16 protein-coding genes are annotated in these 17,641 nt (G+C 66.2%); 14 read left to right on the top strand and 2 right to left on the bottom strand.

Annotated features, from left to right (window positions below; translation table 11 throughout):
- Positions 1 to 62 precede the first annotated feature (62 nt).
- From G335_RS0105105 to arfB, 12 genes are all read left to right on the top strand, one after another.
- Positions 63 to 1,646, top strand: coding sequence for an endonuclease MutS2 (locus G335_RS0105105; protein WP_018176077.1), 1,584 nt, complete (start codon positions 63 to 65; stop codon positions 1,644 to 1,646).
- A 330-nt stretch (positions 1,647 to 1,976) separates the two neighbouring features.
- Positions 1,977 to 3,695: a biosynthetic-type acetolactate synthase large subunit gene (ilvB, locus tag G335_RS0105100; protein WP_018168431.1), complete on the top strand. Its 1,719-nt coding sequence runs from the start codon at positions 1,977 to 1,979 to the stop codon at positions 3,693 to 3,695.
- Between the two features lie 22 nt (positions 3,696 to 3,717).
- A complete protein-coding gene (gene ilvN / locus G335_RS0105095; RefSeq protein ID WP_018143980.1) occupies positions 3,718 to 4,212 on the top strand; it encodes an acetolactate synthase small subunit in 495 nt (164 codons plus the stop codon).
- A gap of 85 nt (positions 4,213 to 4,297) precedes the next feature.
- Complete coding sequence (gene ilvC / locus G335_RS0105090; protein WP_018176076.1) at positions 4,298 to 5,314, top strand: ketol-acid reductoisomerase; 1,017 nt, start codon at positions 4,298 to 4,300, stop codon at positions 5,312 to 5,314.
- A 61-nt stretch (positions 5,315 to 5,375) separates the two neighbouring features.
- Positions 5,376 to 6,050, top strand: a complete 675-nt coding sequence (locus G335_RS0105085) for a phosphatidylserine decarboxylase (RefSeq protein WP_018168433.1) — start codon at positions 5,376 to 5,378, stop codon at positions 6,048 to 6,050.
- Positions 6,047 to 6,877 (top strand): CDP-diacylglycerol--serine O-phosphatidyltransferase, encoded by an 831-nt coding sequence (gene pssA / locus G335_RS0105080; protein ID WP_018176075.1) that lies wholly within the window; start codon positions 6,047 to 6,049, stop codon positions 6,875 to 6,877. Before G335_RS0105085 ends, pssA begins: the two co-directional genes overlap by 4 nt.
- Positions 6,878 to 6,881: 4 nt before the next feature.
- The gene (locus G335_RS0105075; protein ID WP_018168435.1) at positions 6,882 to 7,625 is read left to right on the top strand and encodes a uracil-DNA glycosylase family protein; all 744 of its coding nucleotides are present in this window, start codon (positions 6,882 to 6,884) and stop codon (positions 7,623 to 7,625) included.
- A 91-nt stretch (positions 7,626 to 7,716) separates the two neighbouring features.
- Positions 7,717 to 8,196 carry a ribosomal protein S18-alanine N-acetyltransferase gene (rimI, locus tag G335_RS0105070; RefSeq protein ID WP_018168436.1) on the top strand — a complete coding sequence of 160 codons (480 nt, stop codon included), beginning with the start codon at positions 7,717 to 7,719 and terminating at the stop codon, positions 8,194 to 8,196.
- Between the two features lie 174 nt (positions 8,197 to 8,370).
- Positions 8,371 to 9,177 (top strand): tetratricopeptide repeat protein, encoded by an 807-nt coding sequence (locus tag G335_RS0105065; RefSeq protein WP_038084332.1) that lies wholly within the window; start codon positions 8,371 to 8,373, stop codon positions 9,175 to 9,177.
- A gap of 130 nt (positions 9,178 to 9,307) precedes the next feature.
- Positions 9,308 to 10,900 (top strand): peptide chain release factor 3, encoded by a 1,593-nt coding sequence (locus G335_RS0105060; RefSeq protein ID WP_018143973.1) that lies wholly within the window; start codon positions 9,308 to 9,310, stop codon positions 10,898 to 10,900.
- A gap of 192 nt (positions 10,901 to 11,092) precedes the next feature.
- Positions 11,093 to 11,407, top strand: coding sequence for a hypothetical protein (locus G335_RS0105055; RefSeq protein WP_018143972.1), 315 nt, complete (start codon positions 11,093 to 11,095; stop codon positions 11,405 to 11,407).
- A gap of 7 nt (positions 11,408 to 11,414) precedes the next feature.
- Complete coding sequence (gene arfB / locus G335_RS0105050) at positions 11,415 to 11,831, top strand: alternative ribosome rescue aminoacyl-tRNA hydrolase ArfB (protein ID WP_018143971.1); 417 nt, start codon at positions 11,415 to 11,417, stop codon at positions 11,829 to 11,831.
- Positions 11,832 to 12,070: 239 nt separating this feature from the next.
- On the opposite strand, the gene G335_RS0105045 is transcribed toward arfB, so the two are convergent.
- Both G335_RS0105045 and G335_RS0105040 read right to left on the bottom strand, forming a co-directional pair.
- Positions 12,071 to 13,891: an ABC transporter ATP-binding protein/permease gene (locus G335_RS0105045; RefSeq protein WP_018176074.1), complete on the bottom strand. Its 1,821-nt coding sequence runs from the start codon at positions 13,889 to 13,891 to the stop codon at positions 12,071 to 12,073.
- A 246-nt stretch (positions 13,892 to 14,137) separates the two neighbouring features.
- Positions 14,138 to 14,599, bottom strand: a complete 462-nt coding sequence (locus G335_RS0105040) for a cytochrome c (protein ID WP_018176073.1) — start codon at positions 14,597 to 14,599, stop codon at positions 14,138 to 14,140.
- A gap of 199 nt (positions 14,600 to 14,798) precedes the next feature.
- Here G335_RS0105040 and recQ point away from each other — a divergent pair, with 199 nt between their 5' ends.
- Both recQ and G335_RS0105030 read left to right on the top strand, forming a co-directional pair.
- Positions 14,799 to 16,688 carry a DNA helicase RecQ gene (gene recQ / locus G335_RS0105035; RefSeq protein WP_018176072.1) on the top strand — a complete coding sequence of 630 codons (1,890 nt, stop codon included), beginning with the start codon at positions 14,799 to 14,801 and terminating at the stop codon, positions 16,686 to 16,688.
- Between the two features lie 43 nt (positions 16,689 to 16,731).
- On the top strand, positions 16,732 to 17,487 hold the full coding sequence (locus G335_RS0105030) for a DUF3581 family protein (protein ID WP_018168443.1): 756 nt from the start codon (positions 16,732 to 16,734) through the stop codon (positions 17,485 to 17,487).
- Positions 17,488 to 17,641: the final 154 nt, after the last annotated feature.

Below are 17,641 nucleotides of genomic sequence, written 5' to 3'. Positions count from 1 at the left end.
GCTTCGCCGGAAAGCCGGTTCCCACAAGGTTCCGGCAGAGATTTCATGTACAAGGGTATGCCATGCAGGTTGATCTGAAGGCCCTCGAATTCCCCGCGATCCAGCGTCTGCTGGAGCGCCTGACTGCCACGCCCTATGGCGCCGACGCCGCGCGCGGGCTGGAACCGGCGCCGAATCTGGATGCGGCGCGGGCGCTGCAAAAGGCGGTGACCGTCGCACGCCAGCGTCTGGATGCCGGCACGCTGCCCCGGCTGGGCCAGCTGCCGGATGTGCGTGCCGCGCTGCGCCAGGCGGCCAACCCCGGTTCGGCCTTGCCGGTACAGGCCCTGCACAATCTCCAGGTCATCATGCGCCAGGCTCGTGAACTGGCGGATCAGTTGGCCGACACCCCGGAGATCTATCCGGCGGATCTGAACAAGCTGTACCCACCCGAGGCGCTGGAACAGCGCCTGGCTGCCTGCCTGAACCCCGGCGGCTCGCTGCGCGAAGACGCCAGCGCCGAGCTGGTCGAGGCCTTCGGGCAGCGCGGGCGGCTGCGTGACGAGGTCGAGGCGGTGGTGAAAAAGCGCCTGGCGGACTCCGATCTTGCGCAGAAGGGCGAGGATGCGCTGAAGGTGCAGTGGCACCAGGAGCGCGCAGTCATGGTGCTGCGCGGCGACGCGGCCGGGGCGGTCAAGGGTGTGCGTCGGGGCACCGCGATGGGTGGGCGCGACCAGATCGTGGAGCCGATCGAGGCGGTCCCGTTGAACAACCAGCTCGATACGGTCAACAGTCAGATCAACACCGAACAGCAGCGTCTGTTGCGCGAGCTGACCGATGGGGTGCGCCAGCATGGCGAGCCGTTGGACCTGATGCTGACCGCGCTGACCTGGATTGATCTGGCCTCGGCCGCCGCACAGCTTTCGGCGCAGATGAATGCCCACGCCCCGAGGCTGGAGCCCGAGGCCGGCGTGGAGCTGATCGAGGCCTACCACCCGCTGCTGCTGTTGCAGTTCGCCGAGGGGAACGGCCCGCAGCCGGTTCCCCTGTCGATCCGGCTGGATGGCGAACAGCCGCTGTTGCTGATTACCGGGCCGAACACCGGCGGCAAGACGGTCGCGCTGAAGACCCTGGGCCTGCTGGTCACCATGGCCTGGTGCGGGCTGCATATCCCGGCCGAGCAGGACTGCCGCATCGGCCGTTTTGATCGGGTCATGGTCGATGTCGGTGACCACCAGAGCCTGTTCCACCATCTGTCGACCTTCGCCGGGCATGTGGAGGTGCTCAAGCGGATCCTCGACCATGCTGGCTCCGAAAGCCTGATCCTGCTGGACGAGCTGGGTACCGGTACCGACCCCGACGAAGGTGCAGCCCTCGCCATGGCGATGCTGGACGAGCTGCGCGCCCGCGGTACGCGCGGGATCGTGAATACCCACCTGGCACCGCTGAAGGACTACGCGGCGCAGCATGCGGGCATCGTGAATGCCTCGATGCAGTTCGACGCGGAGACCCTCTCGCCCACCTATCGGTTGCTGATCGGCGAGCCGGGGGTCTCCTTCGGGTTGACCATCGCCGAGAAGAACGGCCTGCCACCGCAGCTGGTGGCGCGGGCCCGCGAGCATTTCGCCGAGCTGCCCACCGCGCAGGCCGGGGGCGAGCACAGCTGACCTTGCCGCGCCCGCTCGGTTTGACGTCGGGGCCGCCCAAAAAGATCGCCACGTCGCTGCGCTCCTCGCGATGACGGTGCTCGCAACCCCGTCATTGCGAGGCCCCGCCAGGGGCCGTGGCAATCTCGCGGGACCGGCAGGCCGGCGGGGTCAGCCAGCCCCGTTTGCAGGTGGCTACATCGCTGGCTCCTCGCGACGTCTGCCGCGTGCCCATCCGCTTTATGGCGTGAAATGGGGGCGATTTCATATTAGGATGGTGGGCTATTTTGATTTGTGGTGCGTGATCACCCGACGATCGTGCACAAGCCCCCGGTAAGGAAGTCGACCACCATGTCCGAGTCCGCAAGCTCCGCCACCGCCATCACCGGCGCCGAAATCTTCTGTCGCAGCCTCCAGGCCGAGGGCGTCGAAGTCGTATTCGGGTATCCCGGTGGTGCGGTACTGCACATCTATGATGCGCTGTACCGGCAGGACAAGGTCTCCCACGTGCTGGTGCGCCACGAGCAGGGTGCGGTGCACGCGGCCGAGGGCTATGCCAAGTCCTCCTACAAGCCGGGCGTGGCCCTGGTCACCTCGGGCCCCGGCGCGACCAACGCGATTACCGGGATTGCCGATGCCTACATGGATTCGGTTCCGCTGGTGGTGTTCACCGGCCAGGTGCCGACCAGCATGATCGGCAACGACGCCTTCCAGGAAGTGGATACCGTGGGGATCACGCGTCCCTGCGTGAAGCACAACTTCCTGGTCAAGGACGTGAAGGACTTGGCGACCACGATCAAGAAGGCCTTCTACGTGGCGACCACCGGGCGCCCCGGCCCGGTGGTGGTCGATATCCCGAAGGACGTGACGGCCGATACCTGCGTGTTCGAGTACCCGGAGAGCATCCACATGCGCTCCTACAACCCGACCACGAAGGGGCATACCGGCCAGATCCGCAAGGCGGTGGACCTGATCCTGTCGGCCAAGCAGCCGATGATCTACACCGGCGGCGGCGTGATCCTGGGGCGTGGCTCCGAGGCCCTGACCGAGTTCACCCGCCAGCTTGGCTATCCGATCACCAACACCCTGATGGGGCTGGGTGGCTATCCGGCGTCGGACAAGCAGTTCCTGGGCATGCTGGGCATGCACGGCACCTACGAGGCCAACATGGCCATGCACCACGCGGATGTGCTGATCGCCATTGGCGCGCGCTTCGATGACCGCGTGACCGGCAACATCGAGAAGTTCTGTCCGCATGCGAAGATCGTGCATGTGGACGTCGATCCGTCCTCCATCTCCAAGAACGTGAAGGTGGATGTGCCGATCGTCGGCGAGGTGGAGCCGGTGCTGCGCGAACTGATCAAGGGCCTGAACGAGGCCGGCAGCAAGCCGGACGCCGAGGCCCTGGCCACCTGGTGGAAACAGATCGCGGAATGGCAGGCGCAGGACTGCCTGAAGTACGACCAGACCTCCGGGCTGATCAAGCCGCAGTACGTGGTGCAGAAGTTCTGGGAGCTGACCGAGGGCGATGCCTACGTGACCTCCGATGTCGGCCAGCACCAGATGTGGGCGGCGCAGTTCTATCGCTTCGACAAGCCCAATCGCTGGATCAACTCTGGTGGCCTGGGCACGATGGGCGTGGGTCTGCCGTTTGCGATGGGCGTGCAGTTCGCGCATCCGGAGGCGACGGTGGGCTGCATTACCGGCGAGGCCAGCATCCAGATGTGTATCCAGGAGCTGTCGACCTGCTTCCAGTACCAGCTGCCGCTGAAGATCCTGAACCTGAACAACCGCTACCTGGGCATGGTCCGGCAGTGGCAGGAGTTCTTCTATCAGGGCCGCTACGCCATGTCCTACATGGATGCGCTGCCGGACTTCGTGAAGCTGGCCGAGGCCTATGGCCACGTCGGTATCCAGATCACCCAGCCGGGCGACGTCGAGGGCGCGATCAAGGAGGCCCTGGCGCAGAAGGACCGCCTGGTGTTCATGGACTTCATTACCGACCAGTCCGAGAACGTGTATCCGATGATCCCGGCCGGTGCCGGCCAGAACGAAATGATCCTGGTCTGAGCCGGGTACAGGGAAGAGCCGTATGCGTCATATCATTAGTGTCCTGCTGGAAAACGAATCCGGTGCCCTCTCGCGGGTGGCCGGGCTGTTCTCCGCACGGGGTTACAACATCGAATCACTGACTGTCGCGCCGACCGACGACCCGTCGCTGTCGCGCATGACCATCGTCACCAGCGGTTCCGACGAGATCGTCGAGCAGATCACCAAGCAGCTGAACAAGCTGATCGACGTGATCAAGCTGCTGGACATGACCGCCTATCCGCACATCGAGCGCGAGATGGCGCTGGTCAAGGTGCGTGTGCCGGAGGCCGCCGAGCGCGAGGAGGTCAAGCGCCTGGCGGATATCTTCCGCGGCCGGATCATCGACGTGGCCCATGACAGCTACGTGATCGAGATCACCGGCGAGGGCTCCAAGCTGGACGCCTTCCTCGTGGCCCTCGACGCGTTTACTGTCCTGGAGGTCGTGCGCTCCGGCGTGATGGGCATCGCCCGGGGCGACGTCGCCCTGCAAATCTGAATCCCCGGGCCCGGCCCCCGTTGCGGGGGCGGGGCCCGTTTGTTTGCCATGGGCCCCGCTGGGGGCTGATATCAAGGAAATTGCGATGAATCTTTACTACGACAAAGACGCCGATCTCTCCATCATCAAGGGCATGAAGGTGGCCATCATCGGCTACGGTTCGCAGGGCCACGCCCATGCGAACAACCTGAAGGACTCCGGCGTGGACGTGACCGTCGGCCTGCGCGAAGGCTCCAGCTCGCGCGCCAAGGCCGAAGAGGCCGGCCTGACGGTGGCCGATGTCGATGTCGCGACCGCCGGCGCCGACCTAATCATGGTGCTGGCCCCGGACGAGTACCAGGCCGCGCTGTACCGCGATGTGCTGGAGCCGAACCTGAAGCAGGGCGCGACCCTGGCCTTCGCCCACGGCTTCGCGATCCACTACAACCAGATCGAGCCGCGCAAGGACCTGGACGTGATCATGATCGCGCCCAAGGCCCCGGGCCACACCGTGCGTTCCGAGTTCGTGCGTGGCGGCGGCATCCCCGATCTGATCGCCATCCAGCAGGACGCCTCCGGCAAGGCGCGCGATATCGCGATGTCCTACGCCTCGGCGATCGGCGGCGGGCGTACTGGCATCATCGAGACCAGCTTCAAGGACGAGACCGAAACCGACCTGTTCGGCGAGCAGGCCGTGCTGTGTGGGGGTGCCGTGGAACTGGTCAAGGCGGGCTTCGAGACCCTGACCGAGGCGGGGTATGCACCGGAGATGGCCTACTTCGAGTGCCTGCACGAGCTCAAGCTGATCGTCGACCTGATGTACGAGGGCGGCATCGCCAACATGAACTACTCGATCTCCAACAATGCCGAATATGGCGAGTACGTGACCGGCCCGAAGGTGATCAACGAAGAGTCGCGCTGGGCCATGCGCGAGGCCCTGCGCAACATCCAGAACGGCGAGTACGCCAAGCAGTTCATCCTGGAAGGCGCGATGAACTACCCGTCGATGACCGCCAACCGACGCCTGAACGCCGCCCACGAGATCGAGCAGGTCGGCGAGCGTCTGCGGTCCATGATGCCGTGGATCACGGCCAACCAGCTGGTCGACAAGTCCCGCAACTGATGCGAGGCCCTGCGATGGACATTCCGGTCTGTCGCAGGGCGTCCTCTCTCTCGAGCACCCGATGCTGTTTCCGCTAGCTCCCGAAGGCCGTCTGTTCGTCATCATCGCCGCGTGGATGACGGTGATTACGCTGCTGGTCGGGGAGGCGGAGCTGGGCCTGTTCATGGTGATCCTCACCGTGGCCCTGATGGGGCTGTTCCGGAACGTGCGGCGCAAGGCCCCGGCACCGGCCCTGGGCGTGATCGCCCCGGCCGATGGCACCATCGAGTCGATTACCGAGACCCGGGATCCGTTTACGAAAAAGCCGGCGGTCTGCATCCGCCTGCGTCAGCGCCGCCTGGGCGAATACAACGTGCACGCCCCGCAGGAGGCCGAAATTCGCGAACGGGTCTGGCCCGGCAAGGAGACCGACGAGGCGCCGGATGCCCAGTTGGAGGGGCGTCTGGCCTATGCGCTGGAGACCGACGAGGGCACCCGGCTGACCCTGGCACTCAGCGTCGATCACTGGCCCCGCATGGTGCGCATGCAGAACAACGTCCCTGGCAACCGCCTGGGACGCGGCAAGCGCATGGGCTTCGCCGGCTTTGGTGGTACCTTCGAGGTCTGGCTGCCGGTCGGCGCGCAGGTGATGGTCGAGCCGGGGCAGCGGGTCCTGGCGGGTTCGGCCTTGCTCGGCGGGTTACCCGAATCCGAGGCGACCGGGGACGACGAGAGCGCGGCGGAGGTGCTGCAATGAGTGCAGGGGACGAAGGCGACCGACGGACGGATCCCGAGCCGGACTACATCGAGGGCGAGGATACCGTCGCTGACGACCAGCCGCCCCATCGCCGGCGCCGGCGCGGGGTGTATCTGCTGCCCAACCTGTTCACCACCGGGGTGCTGTTCTCCGGGTTCTTCGCCATCGTCTCCGCGATCAACGGCGAATACATCACCGCCGCCATCGCGATTTTCGTGGCCATGGTGCTGGACACCCTGGATGGCCGCGTCGCGCGCATGACCGATACCCAGAGCGAGTTCGGCGCGCAGTACGACTCGCTGTCGGATCTGGTGTCCTTCGGTGTGGCCCCGGCGCTGGTGGTCTACCTCTGGCAACTGCACGACCTCGGCAACTTCGGCTGGGTGGCGGCGTTCTTCTTTGCCACCGCCGCGGCGCTACGGCTGGCGCGCTTCAACAGCCGGCTCGCGGTCAGCGACAAGCGTTTTTTCCAGGGGCTGCCAAGCCCCGCCAGCGCCGCGATCCTGGTGGGCATGGTCTGGGTGCTGGAGGACTGGGGCATCCCGGCGGAGCTGGCCGACCCCTATCTGGTGGGCATCCTGGTGGTCACCGTGCTCGCCGGGGCGGCAATGGTCAGCAACCTGACCTACTTCAGCTTCAAGGACATGGACTTCAAGCACCGGGTGCCTTTCCTGGCGATTGTCGGGGTGGTGCTGGCGCTGATGCTGCTGGCCCTGGATCCGCCCAAGGTCCTGCTGGCGGCCTTCGTCATCTATGCCCTGTCCGGACCGTTGCTGACCCTGGAGCGCTGGCGCCGGCATCGTCGCCGGGCGCCGTCGGGGGAGTAGCCGCGTGTTGCTGTCGGTGCGCCAGCGCCGCATCCTCGCGGACATGGGCATTCCGGTGTGGCGCTCGCGCATCGCGCTGGAGGACAAGACCGAGGCCGCGGCGCTTCCGGCGGAATCCGCCCTTGTGGCGGGCGAGCACGCCGAGGTCGTGGATGCCGGGGCGCCGGGCGCCGCGGTCGATACCCTGGACTGGGAGGCCCTGGAGGCGCGGGTGCGTGGCTGCCATGCCTGCGTCGAGCTGGCCCGCGAACGCACGCAGACCGTGTTCGGGGTGGGCGACCCGCGCGCGCGCTGGCTGTTCGTCGGCGAGGCCCCGGGTGCGGAAGAGGACCGCCGTGGCGAGCCCTTCGTGGGTCGTGCGGGGCAGCTGCTGGACAACATGCTGCTGGCGCTGGGCCTGGACCGGAGCCGCGATGTCTTCATCGCTAATCTGCTGAAGTGCCGCCCGCCCGGAAACCGTGACCCGAAACCCCAGGAGTCCGCGGCCTGCCGCGGGTTTCTCGATCGCCAGATCGAACTGATCCAGCCGGAGGTCATTGTGGCGCTGGGGCGTGTAGCGGCCCACGCCTTGCTGGCGACGGACGAGCCTCTCGGTCGGCTGCGTGGCACGGAGCAGCGCTACCAGGGCGTTCCTCTGATCGTGACCTACCATCCGGCCTACCTGCTGCGAAAGCCGGGTGACAAGGCCCGTGCCTGGCAGGACCTGCAGCGCGCCCGGACCTGTCTGTCAGAACCGCTCACTGATTGAGGGATTGGGAACCTTGGCCGAGTCGCCGGGTTCCGAACCAACGACACCTCGCCCCGTCCTTTCCTTCACTGCTGCTGGAGAAGCCTGCGTCATGAGTGCCGAACCCCGCGTCCAGCCCGAGTTGCGCCGCATGCAGGTGGCCGATGTGGAAGGCGTGATGCGCGTGGAGCGCGAGGCCTATGTGTACCCCTGGACCGCCCGCATCTTCGAGGACTGCCTGCGGGTGGGTTACGACTGCTGGGTGCTGGCGGTGGATGGTCGCCAGGTGGGGCATAGTGTGCTGACGGTGGCCGCCGGCGAGGCCCACCTGCTCAACCTTACGGTGGACCCGCGCTGGCAGGGCAACGGGCTTGGCCGTTTCATGGTCCGTCGCCTGTTTGACTATGTGTGCAGTCAGGACGCAGAGGCGTTGTTCCTCGAGGTGCGCCCATCCAATGTGGCGGCGGTGCAGCTCTACCGCTCCGAGGGTTTTGAGCATATCGGCACCCGTCCGCGCTATTACCCGCTCCCCAGCGGCCGCGAGGATGCCTGGGTGCTGACGCGTCGCTGCGCCGCGCCCGCCGGGTCTTGACTCGTCGGTTCAGCGCCGGAGTGTGAAGTCAGTCACAGCGTCGGGTGCAAAATCCGTAACCCGGTCGGGTTTTGCCGCCTTGGGTTCTCGTCCCGGGACCTCCGCGTTGTGACGGTCACCCCCCGGGTCTATGATCGAACTCGGTATTGGCCCCGACTCCGGATGAGGTAACCCATGTCCCGATCCCTACGTGCATTGTTTGTTTCGCTCCCCCTGGCGCTGCCGCTCCTGGCTACCGGAGGGCTTGCCCATGCCCAGCAGGCCTTCGGCTACGACGAGGCCGAGCGCCAGCAGGAGCTGCTGGAAGTCTGGTACGAGATCCGTGAAAGCAACGCACAGAAGGGCAATACGGCGGCGATGTTCGACGTGGGCATGGCGAACTACGCCGGGCGCGGCACGGCGGTGGACTACGATCAGGCCCTGCGCTGGTTTGCTCGCGCTGCGGATGCCGACCACGCCAGTGCGCATTACTATCTGGGTTACCTCTTCGCGACCGGCAAGGGCACCTCGGCCGACGCCGAACGCAGTCACGAACATTACTCACGCGCGGCGGAACTGGGTCATGCCGATGCCCAGTACTGGCTGGGCAGCCATCTGGCCAATGGCGAGCAGGATCCGGCCGCCGCACTCGAGTGGCTGGGCAAGGCGGCAGATCAGGGACTGCCTGCCGCGCAGTATTATGTGGGGCTGATGCACGAGAATGGTCAGGGCACCACGCGTGATCCGGCCGCCGCCGCGCGCTGGTATACCGCTGCAGCGGAGCAGGGCTACCGGCATGCCCAGATCGGGCTGGGTCGCCTGCACCAGAACGGTCGCGGGGTCGAACGTGATCTGGTGCAGGCGCATGTCTGGTACAGCATGGCGGACGACCGGGAACGCCTGGCCTCGCTGGAGACCCGCATGAACAACCGTGACCTGGTGACTGCCCAGGGGCGCCTCAAGGAACAGAACGCCGCGCTTCAGGCGGCCTCGGCGCGCTGATCGGGCAGCGCCGGAACCCATGCAAACGGCCCCGTTTTTCGGGGCCGTTTGCATGTTGGGCCCCCGGAAAGATGAACCGGACCCGCGCTTTCGCGTTAAACTTACGGGCTGATTCAAGCGGCCCGTATTCATGTCCTTTATCGAGGAAACCCGCCGACGCCGGACCTTCGCGATCATTTCGCACCCGGACGCCGGTAAGACCACCATGACCGAAAAGCTCCTGCTGTACGGCGGCGCGATCCAGCTCGCCGGTACGGTCAAGGGGCGCAAGTCAGCGCGCCATGCCACCTCCGACTGGATGGAGATGGAGAAATCGCGTGGCATTTCGGTCACTTCTTCCGTCATGCAGTACCCGTACAAGGGCCGCATGGTGAACCTGCTGGACACCCCGGGACACGCGGACTTCTCCGAGGACACCTATCGCACGCTGACCGCAGTGGACTCCGCGCTGATGGTGATCGACGCCGCCAAGGGTGTCGAGGAACGGACCATCAAGCTGATGGAGGTCTGCCGGCTGCGCGATACGCCGATCATGACCTTTGTGAACAAGATGGACCGCGAGGGCCGCGATCCGATCGAGTTGCTGGACGAGGTCGAGGAAGTGCTGAAGATCCAGTGCGCCCCGATCACCTGGCCGATCGGCTCGGGAAAGCGCTTCCGTGGCGTCTATCACCTCCGCCGCGACGCGGTGCATCTTTACGACCCCGAAGAGGGTGGCAAGAAGTCCACCGGCGAGATCATCGAGGGCCTGGACAACCCGCGCCTGGACGAGGTGCTGGGGCCGCAGGCCGGGGAGCTGCGCGAGGAACTGGAGCTGGTGCAGGGCGCCTCGCACGCATTTGACCCGGAGGCCTACCTGAGCGGTGCGCAGACCCCGGTGTTTTTCGGCTCGGCGATCAACAACTTCGGGATCGAGGAGCTGCTGGACGACTTCGTCGAGTACGCTCCCGGCCCGCTGCCGCGCCCGACCCACTCGCGCAAGGTAGAGCCGACCGAGGAGAAGTTCACCGGCTTCGTGTTCAAGATCCAGGCGAACATGGACCCGAACCACCGCGACCGCATCGCGTTCATGCGCATCTGCTCGGGCACCTTCGACAAGGGCGCCAAGCTGCGCCACGTGCGCATCGGGCGCGACGTGAAGATCCCGGACGCGCTGACCTTCCTGGCCTCCGACCGCGAGCATGTGGAGACCGCCTATCCCGGCGACATCATCGGCATCCACAACCACGGCACCATCCGCATCGGGGATACCTTCACCCAGGGCGAGGACCTCACCTTCACTGGCGTGCCGAACTTCGCCCCGGAGCTGTTCCGCCGCGCGCAGTTGAAGGACCCGCTGAAGATGAAGCAGCTCGCCAAGGGGCTGCAGGAGCTGTGCGAGGAGGGCGCAACCCAGCTCTATCGCCCGTTGACCAACAACGACCTGATCCTGGGGGCGGTCGGCGTGCTGCAGTTCGAGGTGGTCGCCGAACGCCTGCGCACCGAGTACAAGGTGGAGGCACAGTTCGAGAACGTGAACGTCCAAACGGCGCGCTGGGTCGAAAGCGATGATCCGAAGAAATTCGACGAGTTCAAGGAGAAGGCGGCGACCAACCTGGCCATCGACCACGGCGGCGATCTGGTCTATATCGCCCCGACCCGGGTGAACCTGCAGATGGCGCAGGAGAAGTGGCCGGAGATCCGCTTCCAGTCGACCCGCGAGCACGGCCAACCGACGGAGTAACCTCTGCGCTCCTGACTACTCCTAACTACTCCCTCGGCGCGCGGGACATTGGCCCGTCATTGCGCGGAGCGAAGCGACGAAGCAATCTCCCGTGGGCTATCGGATCTAGCTGGGGTGCGAGCTTCTGGAGGGTGCCGCGGCGCCTTCGGCGCCTCGCAATGACGTTGCATCTGGCCTGCGCAGGAGGTTTGCATGGCGTTGAATTTCCGATGGACCCCGGCCCTGGTGGTTGTAGTGCTGGCGCTGGGCGTTGGTGCCTGTTCGGTGCACAAGACCGAGACCCGGGGTGATGGGCCCGAGCCGCGTCCGGGCACGGTCGAGCAGATGAACCCGTTCCTGCATTTTCTCGAGAGCCGCCCGACACCCGCGGAATTCGGGCGCGTCTACCCCGACGTGATGCTGGTGCTGCCCGGCGACATCGTGACCCAGGAATACCGCACCGATCACAGCCGGTTCTTCGCCGATCTGGACGACGAAAATCGTATCCGTGGCGGCGAGTTTCGCTGATCCCGCGATGCTGCAAATCTCCAACAGCGTGAGCGTCCCCGAGCACGAGATCGAGCTGATTCCGATCCGTGCCCAGGGGGCTGGCGGCCAGAACGTCAACAAGGTCGCCTCGGCCATTCACCTGCGCTTCGATATCCGCGCCTCCGGCCTGCCCGATGTCTACAAGGAACGCCTGCTGCGCCGCCGCGATCAGCGCATCAGCAAGGAGGGCGTGATCGTCATCAAGGCGCAGCAGTACCGTACCCAGGAGGCCAATCGCGAGGACGCGCTCGAACGCCTGGCGGAGCTGCTGCGCGAGGCCGGCCGCCCGATCAAGGCGCGCAAGGCCACGCGGCCGACCCGCGCCTCCAAGCTGCGCCGCCTGGAGGGCAAGACCCAGCGCGGCCGCAAGAAGGCCCTGCGCGGCCGCGTCGACCCGGACTGATTCACTTTTCGGTTTACCACGAAGCGCACGAAGAAATGACGGAATTCAAGGGCGTATTCAGCACGGAGGACACGGAGAAATTCGAAAGGCTCTGATGTGAACGATCCGTCAAGGGTGCGGGGTGCCGCCAAGCGCACGAAGCAGCGGCGGTTAACCGGCAGTAACCCAGGCTGCAATCAATACCCGTATCTCACTCCCACTTCCCTGTTTTCTCTGCCCCCTCCGTGGTGAACAAGGGTTTAGTCCCCGGCGTTCGGGCTTGCGTTGGCGGTGGTGGGTTCGTGTTCCTGCTGGTGTTGCCACAGGCGGGCGTAGGCGCCGTTCCTGGCGAGGAGTTCGCGATGGGTGCCACGTTCGACCACGCGGCCCTGGTCCAGCACCACGATCTGCTCGGCGTCCTTCACGGTGGACAGGCGGTGGGCAATGACCAGCGTGGTGCGCCGCGCCGAGACCTCGTTCAGGGCCTGCAGGATGGCCTTTTCTGAGCCCGAATCCAGTGACGAGGTGGCCTCGTCGAACACTAGGATCGGCGGGTCCTTCAGCAGCATGCGGGCGATGGCGATGCGCTGTTTCTCGCCGCCGGAGACCTTGAGCCCGCGTTCGCCGACCACCGTGTCCAGGCCGTCCGGCAGGCGCTCGATGAAGTCGTCCAGGTGCGCCAGGTGGACCGCGCGCAAGATCGCCTCTTCGGACGCTTCCGGGTCCCCGTAGGCGATGTTGTAGCGAATGCTGGAGTTGAACAGCACGGTGTCCTGCGGGACCACACCGATCGCGCGGCGCAGGCTCTGCTGGGTCACCTCGCGGATGTCCTGTCCGTCGATGGTGATGCGCCCGTCGGTCACGTCAAAGAAGCGGAACAGCAGCCGGGCGAGCGTCGACTTGCCGGCCCCGCTGGGCCCGACCACCGCGAGCTTGTGCCCGGCGGGGATCTCGAGCGAGACGTCCGCGAGGATCGGGCGCTCCGGCTGGTAGTGGAAGGCGACCTGTTCGAAGCGCACCTGCCCGCTGGTGACCTCGAGATCCGGTGCGTCCGGGCGGTCCTCGACCTGCACGGGCTTCTCCAGCAGCCCGAACAGGCGCTCGATGTTCGCCAGCGACTGGCGGATCTCGCGATAGACGAAGCCGAGGAAGTTCAACGGCATGAACAGCTGGATCATGTAGGCGTTGACCATGACCAGGTCGCCCAGCGACATCTGCCCCGAGGCCACGCGGCTGGCGGCCAGCAGCATCATCACGGTGATCGCGCCGGCGATGATCAGGGCCTGCCCCGAGTTCAGCAGCACCAGCGACAGCACGTTCTTGGTGCGCGCCTGTTCCCAGGTGGCCAGGCCCTCGTCGTAGCGCCGGGCCTCGAAGCCCTCGTTGCCGAAGTACTTGACCGTCTCGTAGTTCAGCAGGCTGTCGATCGCGCGGGTGTTGGACTCGTTGTCGCGTTGATTCGCCTCGCGCACGAAGCGGGTGCGCCACTCGGTAATCCACACCGACCAGGCAATGTAGGCCGCCACCGCGATGATCACCGTCAGGGTGAATACCGGGCCCACCGCGATCAGCAGGATGACCGCGACCATCGCGATCTCGATGATCGTCGGCAGGATGTTGAACACCATGAAGCGCAGCAGGAAGCTGATACCGCTGGTGCCGCGCTCGATGTCCCGGGCCAGGCCGCCGGTCTCGCGCGCCAGATGAAAGCTCAGCTCCAGCCGATGCAGATGTTCGAACACGCGCAGGGCCGCGCGCCGCATGGCGCGCTCGGCCACCCGCACGAAGACCGCGTCGCGCAACTCCCCGAACAGGGTGCCGCCAAAGCGCAACAGGCCATAGGCCACCACCAGTGCCACCGGTACTGCCACCAGCGCGTCGGTGCCGGAATCCTCGAAGTGATCGACGATGTATTTCAGTGCCAGCGGGACCAGCACGGTCGCCAGCTTGGCCAGGCCCATCAGCCCGAGGGCGAGGAACAGCCGCCCGCGGAACTCCGCGAGATAGGGGAACAGGGAGCGAACGATGCGCCAGTTAATCGCCTCGTCGGGCGCATCGTGCACGCTGGAATGACCGCGCATGGGGGAATCCGGGGCTGGGTAGGTCGCCTACCTTAGAGGCTTGCCGCTGGCTTCGCACGTGGGCGCGCGTTCGGTAGCGGCTTCCGGCCCCGGCGGGATCTGCTACGTCGCCGGAACTATCAGCGATGGATACGGTAACCCGCCCCGGTCCTGCTCGAGGTCGTGGTGGCGCAGCCTGGCGTCCAGGCAGGCGCACACCGTCTGGCGGACCGCATCCGAGCGAGGGGATGCATGTGCCGGCTCCGCTCAGTCGATGCCGACGGCGCGCTGTTCCTGGCGGATCCAGGCGATGATGTGGGCGGTCTCCTCGCCGGTGACGCCCGCCACCGGCGGCATGTCGCCGAACTCCCAGTGATGCTGGTGCACGCCCAGGGCCACCGCGCGATGGAAGGTGATGTCCGGGTGGTGCGAGGGCTCGTAGATGCGGTGGATCAGCGGCGGCCCCTGGTCGGTGCCGCGGGCATCCTCGCCGTGGCACTCCATGCAGTTGGACCGGAACAGCGAGCGCCCGGCTTCGGGGTCAGCGGCGAAACCCTCCGGCGGCAGGCTGTAGTCGAGCTGGGCCGTGGAGCCCGAGGCCGCGTTCGACTCGCTGGCGGGTGCCTGCGCGGCCGCGTCCCCGGTGTCCGAATCCGGGGCCTCGGAGCAGGCGGCGAGCGTCAGGAGCGCGAGACAGACAACGGGCAGGAGGCGGGTGGATGTCGGCATTGGGATTCCGGAAAAGGAGGGCTGGATCGGCAGTTTAGCGTGGCGAGTGTTATCGCGGAAAGGCGCAAAAGCCCGAATCAGCGTCTTCTTGCAGGTGTCGGTTGCGGGCGGCGCAGGGTGATTCCGACGCCTGTCGCTTGCAGCGGTGCCGGGCATTCGGCAGTCTTGCCCGCCTGTCATATTGTTTGGAGTGTATCCATTGGAACCCTCGGGTCTTGCAGCTGGAGAAGCGCAGGGAAGCGCTCCGGCGGCGGCGCTACTGGAGATCCTGCGCGAGACCTTCGGCTATACGGAATTTCGCGGCCAGCAGCAGGCGATCGTCGAACACGTGACCGGTGGTGGCGACGCGGTGGTGCTGATGCCCACCGGCGGCGGCAAGTCGCTCTGCTACCAGATCCCGGCGCTGGCACGGCCCGGCTGCGGCATCGTGATCTCGCCCCTGATCGCGTTGATGCAGGACCAGGTCGCCGCCCTGCGCCAGAACGGCGTGGCCGCGGCCAGTCTCGACTCCGGCCAGAAGGCGGACGAGGCGCGTTCCGTGCTGGCGGCCCTGCACGCCGGCGAACTGGACCTCCTGTACATGTCGCCAGAGCGGCTGTTTGCCTCGGGCATGCTGGAACGCCTGGAAGGCATCGACCTTGCCCTGTTCGCGATTGACGAGGCGCACTGCGTCTCGCAGTGGGGGCATGACTTCCGCCCCGAATACAGTCAACTGGCGGTGCTGGCCGAGCGTTTTCCACAGGTGCCGCGCCTGGCCCTGACCGCGACCGCCGACGGCCCGACCCGCCAGGAGATCCGCGAACGGCTGTGCCTCGATCAGGCGCGCGCCTTCGTCAGTTCCTTCGACCGCCCCAATATCCGCTACCGCATCGCCCAGGCAGACGGCGGCCGGGGCGGCTCGGCACGTGATCGGCTGCTGCGCTTCATCCGCGAGGAACACGCCGGGGAGGCGGGGATCGTGTATTGCCTGTCACGCAAGAAGGTGGACGCCGTGGCCGAATGGCTGGCGGAGCAGGGTGTCACCGCCCTGCCGTATCACGCCGGCCTGCCGGCCGCGACCCGCGCGGCGAACCAGACCCGCTTCCTGCGCGAGGAGGGGGTGGTGATGGTCGCCACCATCGCCTTCGGCATGGGCATCGACAAGCCGAATGTGCGCTTTGTCGCCCACCTGAACCTGCCGAAGAGTCTGGAGGGCTACTATCAGGAGACCGGCCGCGCCGGCCGCGATGGCCTGCCGGCCAATGCCTGGATGGTCTTTGGGTTGCAGGATGTCGTGACCTTGCGCCAGATGCTGGAGGGGTCGCAGGCCGGGGCCGAGCGTCAGCGCGTCGAACAGCAAAAGCTGGAGGCCATGCTGGGCTTCTGCGAGATCACCAGCTGCCGCCGCCAGGCCCTGCTGGGATATTTCGACGAGCACATGCCGGAACCCTGCGGGGCCTGCGACAACTGTCTGGAGCCGCCGGCGACCTGGGATGCCAGCGTGCCGGTGCAAAAGCTCCTGTCCTGCATCTATCGAACCGGCGAGCGCTTCGGCGCCGGGCATGTGATCGACGTGCTGCGCGGCTCGGCCAGTGAGCGCCTGACCCGTCTGGGGCACGATCGTCTGAGCACCTTCGGCATTGGCAAGGAACTCGACAAGGCGCAGTGGCGCGGCGTGGTCCGGCAGTTGCTGGCGCGTGGGCTGCTGCGCCTGGATGACGAGGGCTACGGCGGACTGAAGCTGGATCCGGCCTGCCGCCCGGTTCTGCGCGGCGAGGAGGGGATTCACCTGCGCGAGGAGGCGGCCCGTCCGGAGAAGGGGGCACGTAGCGCCAGCCCGGCACGGCGTGATACGGCCCGTACAGTCGCGGCGATGGACACCGAGGATCGCTCCCTGTGGGAGGCGCTGAGGGGCCTGCGTACCGAGCTGGCGCGGGATCAGGGGGTGCCGCCCTACGTGATCTTCAGCGATGCCACATTGCTGGAGATGGTGGCGGCCGCGCCGCGCACCCATGACGAGATGGCCGGGATCTCCGGGGTCGGGCAGCACAAGCTGGAACGCTACGGCGATGCCTTTATCAAGGCCATCGAGGGGCATTTCGGGCTATAGTGGTGCGAAAAACCACACCAAATGATGCGTTCGGGGAGACCGCGTGACCGATACCCGCTTCCTTGAGGATTTCTACCGCCTTCGCGACGGTCAGCTGGTCGTAACCCCGGAGCAGGGCAGCGACTTCGCCAAGACCCTCGCGGGCGACTTCAATCCGATCCACGATGCCGACAACCGGCGCTTCTGTGTCCCGGGGGATCTACTGTTTGCCCTGGTGCTGGACACCTACGGCGCGAGCGCGGACATGCTCTTCCGTTTCACCGGCATGGTGGGAGGCAATGTGCCCCTGATCTTTCCGGAAAACCCGGGCGCGGCCTTTGCCATTACCGACGAGAGTGGCAAGAGCGTAATCGAGGTCGAGCGTTCGGGGGCGGTGATCGACGAGCCCAGTGCGATCGGATCCCTGATCCGCAGCTATGTCGGCTTTTCCGGGCAGAATTTCCCGCACGTGCTGGTGCCGCTGATGGAGGAGCACGGCGTGATGGTGAACCCCAAGCGCCCACTGGTGATGTATGAGCGCATGGGTTTTCATCTGCCCGAGCCGCTGGCAGCCAGCGCCGGGGTGCCGGAGCCCCGTCTGAAGGATGCGGTGATGACGGTCAATGGCAAGCGCGGAGAGATTCGCCTGGACTACGAACTGGTCATCGACCAGTCGGTGGTTGCCGACGGCAGCAAGCACCTCGTGCTGAGCGGGCTGCGCGCGTTCGATGCCGCCGATGTCGAGCGGCTCGTCGCCGACTACGAAAGCTGGAAGGCCGCCTACTTCAATCAGCAGGGCGGGGCCCACGCCCAGGCCTGAGGTGCCTTGTTCACCACCACGCGCACGAAGACATGAAGAAGGGCCAGGTCCAAAGCGAAAAGCCTTTCCAGGTCGGCGGGAAGGCGGGGCGTTTTTGCTCCGGGGGCATTGAGGAGAACTGCGGACGACAGCGTCGCGCCAGGCACTGGGGCTG

The organism is Thioalkalivibrio sp. AKL8 (assembly GCF_000380525.1).
GTDB classification, from domain to species: Bacteria; Pseudomonadota; Gammaproteobacteria; order Ectothiorhodospirales; family Ectothiorhodospiraceae; genus Thioalkalivibrio; species Thioalkalivibrio versutus.
The sequence above is the reverse complement of the archived record's forward strand: the minus strand, read 5'-3'. Positions and strand labels throughout refer to the sequence as shown.

Bases quoted from the DNA above. Each gene is read 5' to 3' on its own strand.
- G335_RS0105105 (WP_018176077.1), top strand. From the start codon at position 63: ATGCAGGTTGATCTGAAGGCCCTCGAATTCCCCGCGATCCAGCGTCTG.
- ilvB (WP_018168431.1), top strand. From the start codon at position 1,977: ATGTCCGAGTCCGCAAGCTCCGCCACCGCCATCACCGGCGCCGAAATC.
- ilvN (WP_018143980.1), top strand. From the start codon at position 3,718: ATGCGTCATATCATTAGTGTCCTGCTGGAAAACGAATCCGGTGCCCTC.
- ilvC (WP_018176076.1), top strand. From the start codon at position 4,298: ATGAATCTTTACTACGACAAAGACGCCGATCTCTCCATCATCAAGGGC.
- G335_RS0105085 (WP_018168433.1), top strand. From the start codon at position 5,376: ATGCTGTTTCCGCTAGCTCCCGAAGGCCGTCTGTTCGTCATCATCGCC.
- pssA (WP_018176075.1), top strand. From the start codon at position 6,047: ATGAGTGCAGGGGACGAAGGCGACCGACGGACGGATCCCGAGCCGGAC.
- rimI (WP_018168436.1), top strand. From the start codon at position 7,717: ATGAGTGCCGAACCCCGCGTCCAGCCCGAGTTGCGCCGCATGCAGGTG.
- G335_RS0105065 (WP_038084332.1), top strand. From the start codon at position 8,371: ATGTCCCGATCCCTACGTGCATTGTTTGTTTCGCTCCCCCTGGCGCTG.
- G335_RS0105060 (WP_018143973.1), top strand. From the start codon at position 9,308: ATGTCCTTTATCGAGGAAACCCGCCGACGCCGGACCTTCGCGATCATT.
- G335_RS0105055 (WP_018143972.1), top strand. From the start codon at position 11,093: ATGGCGTTGAATTTCCGATGGACCCCGGCCCTGGTGGTTGTAGTGCTG.
- arfB (WP_018143971.1), top strand. From the start codon at position 11,415: ATGCTGCAAATCTCCAACAGCGTGAGCGTCCCCGAGCACGAGATCGAG.
- G335_RS0105045 (WP_018176074.1), bottom strand. From the start codon at position 13,891: ATGCGCGGTCATTCCAGCGTGCACGATGCGCCCGACGAGGCGATTAAC.
- G335_RS0105040 (WP_018176073.1), bottom strand. From the start codon at position 14,599: ATGCCGACATCCACCCGCCTCCTGCCCGTTGTCTGTCTCGCGCTCCTG.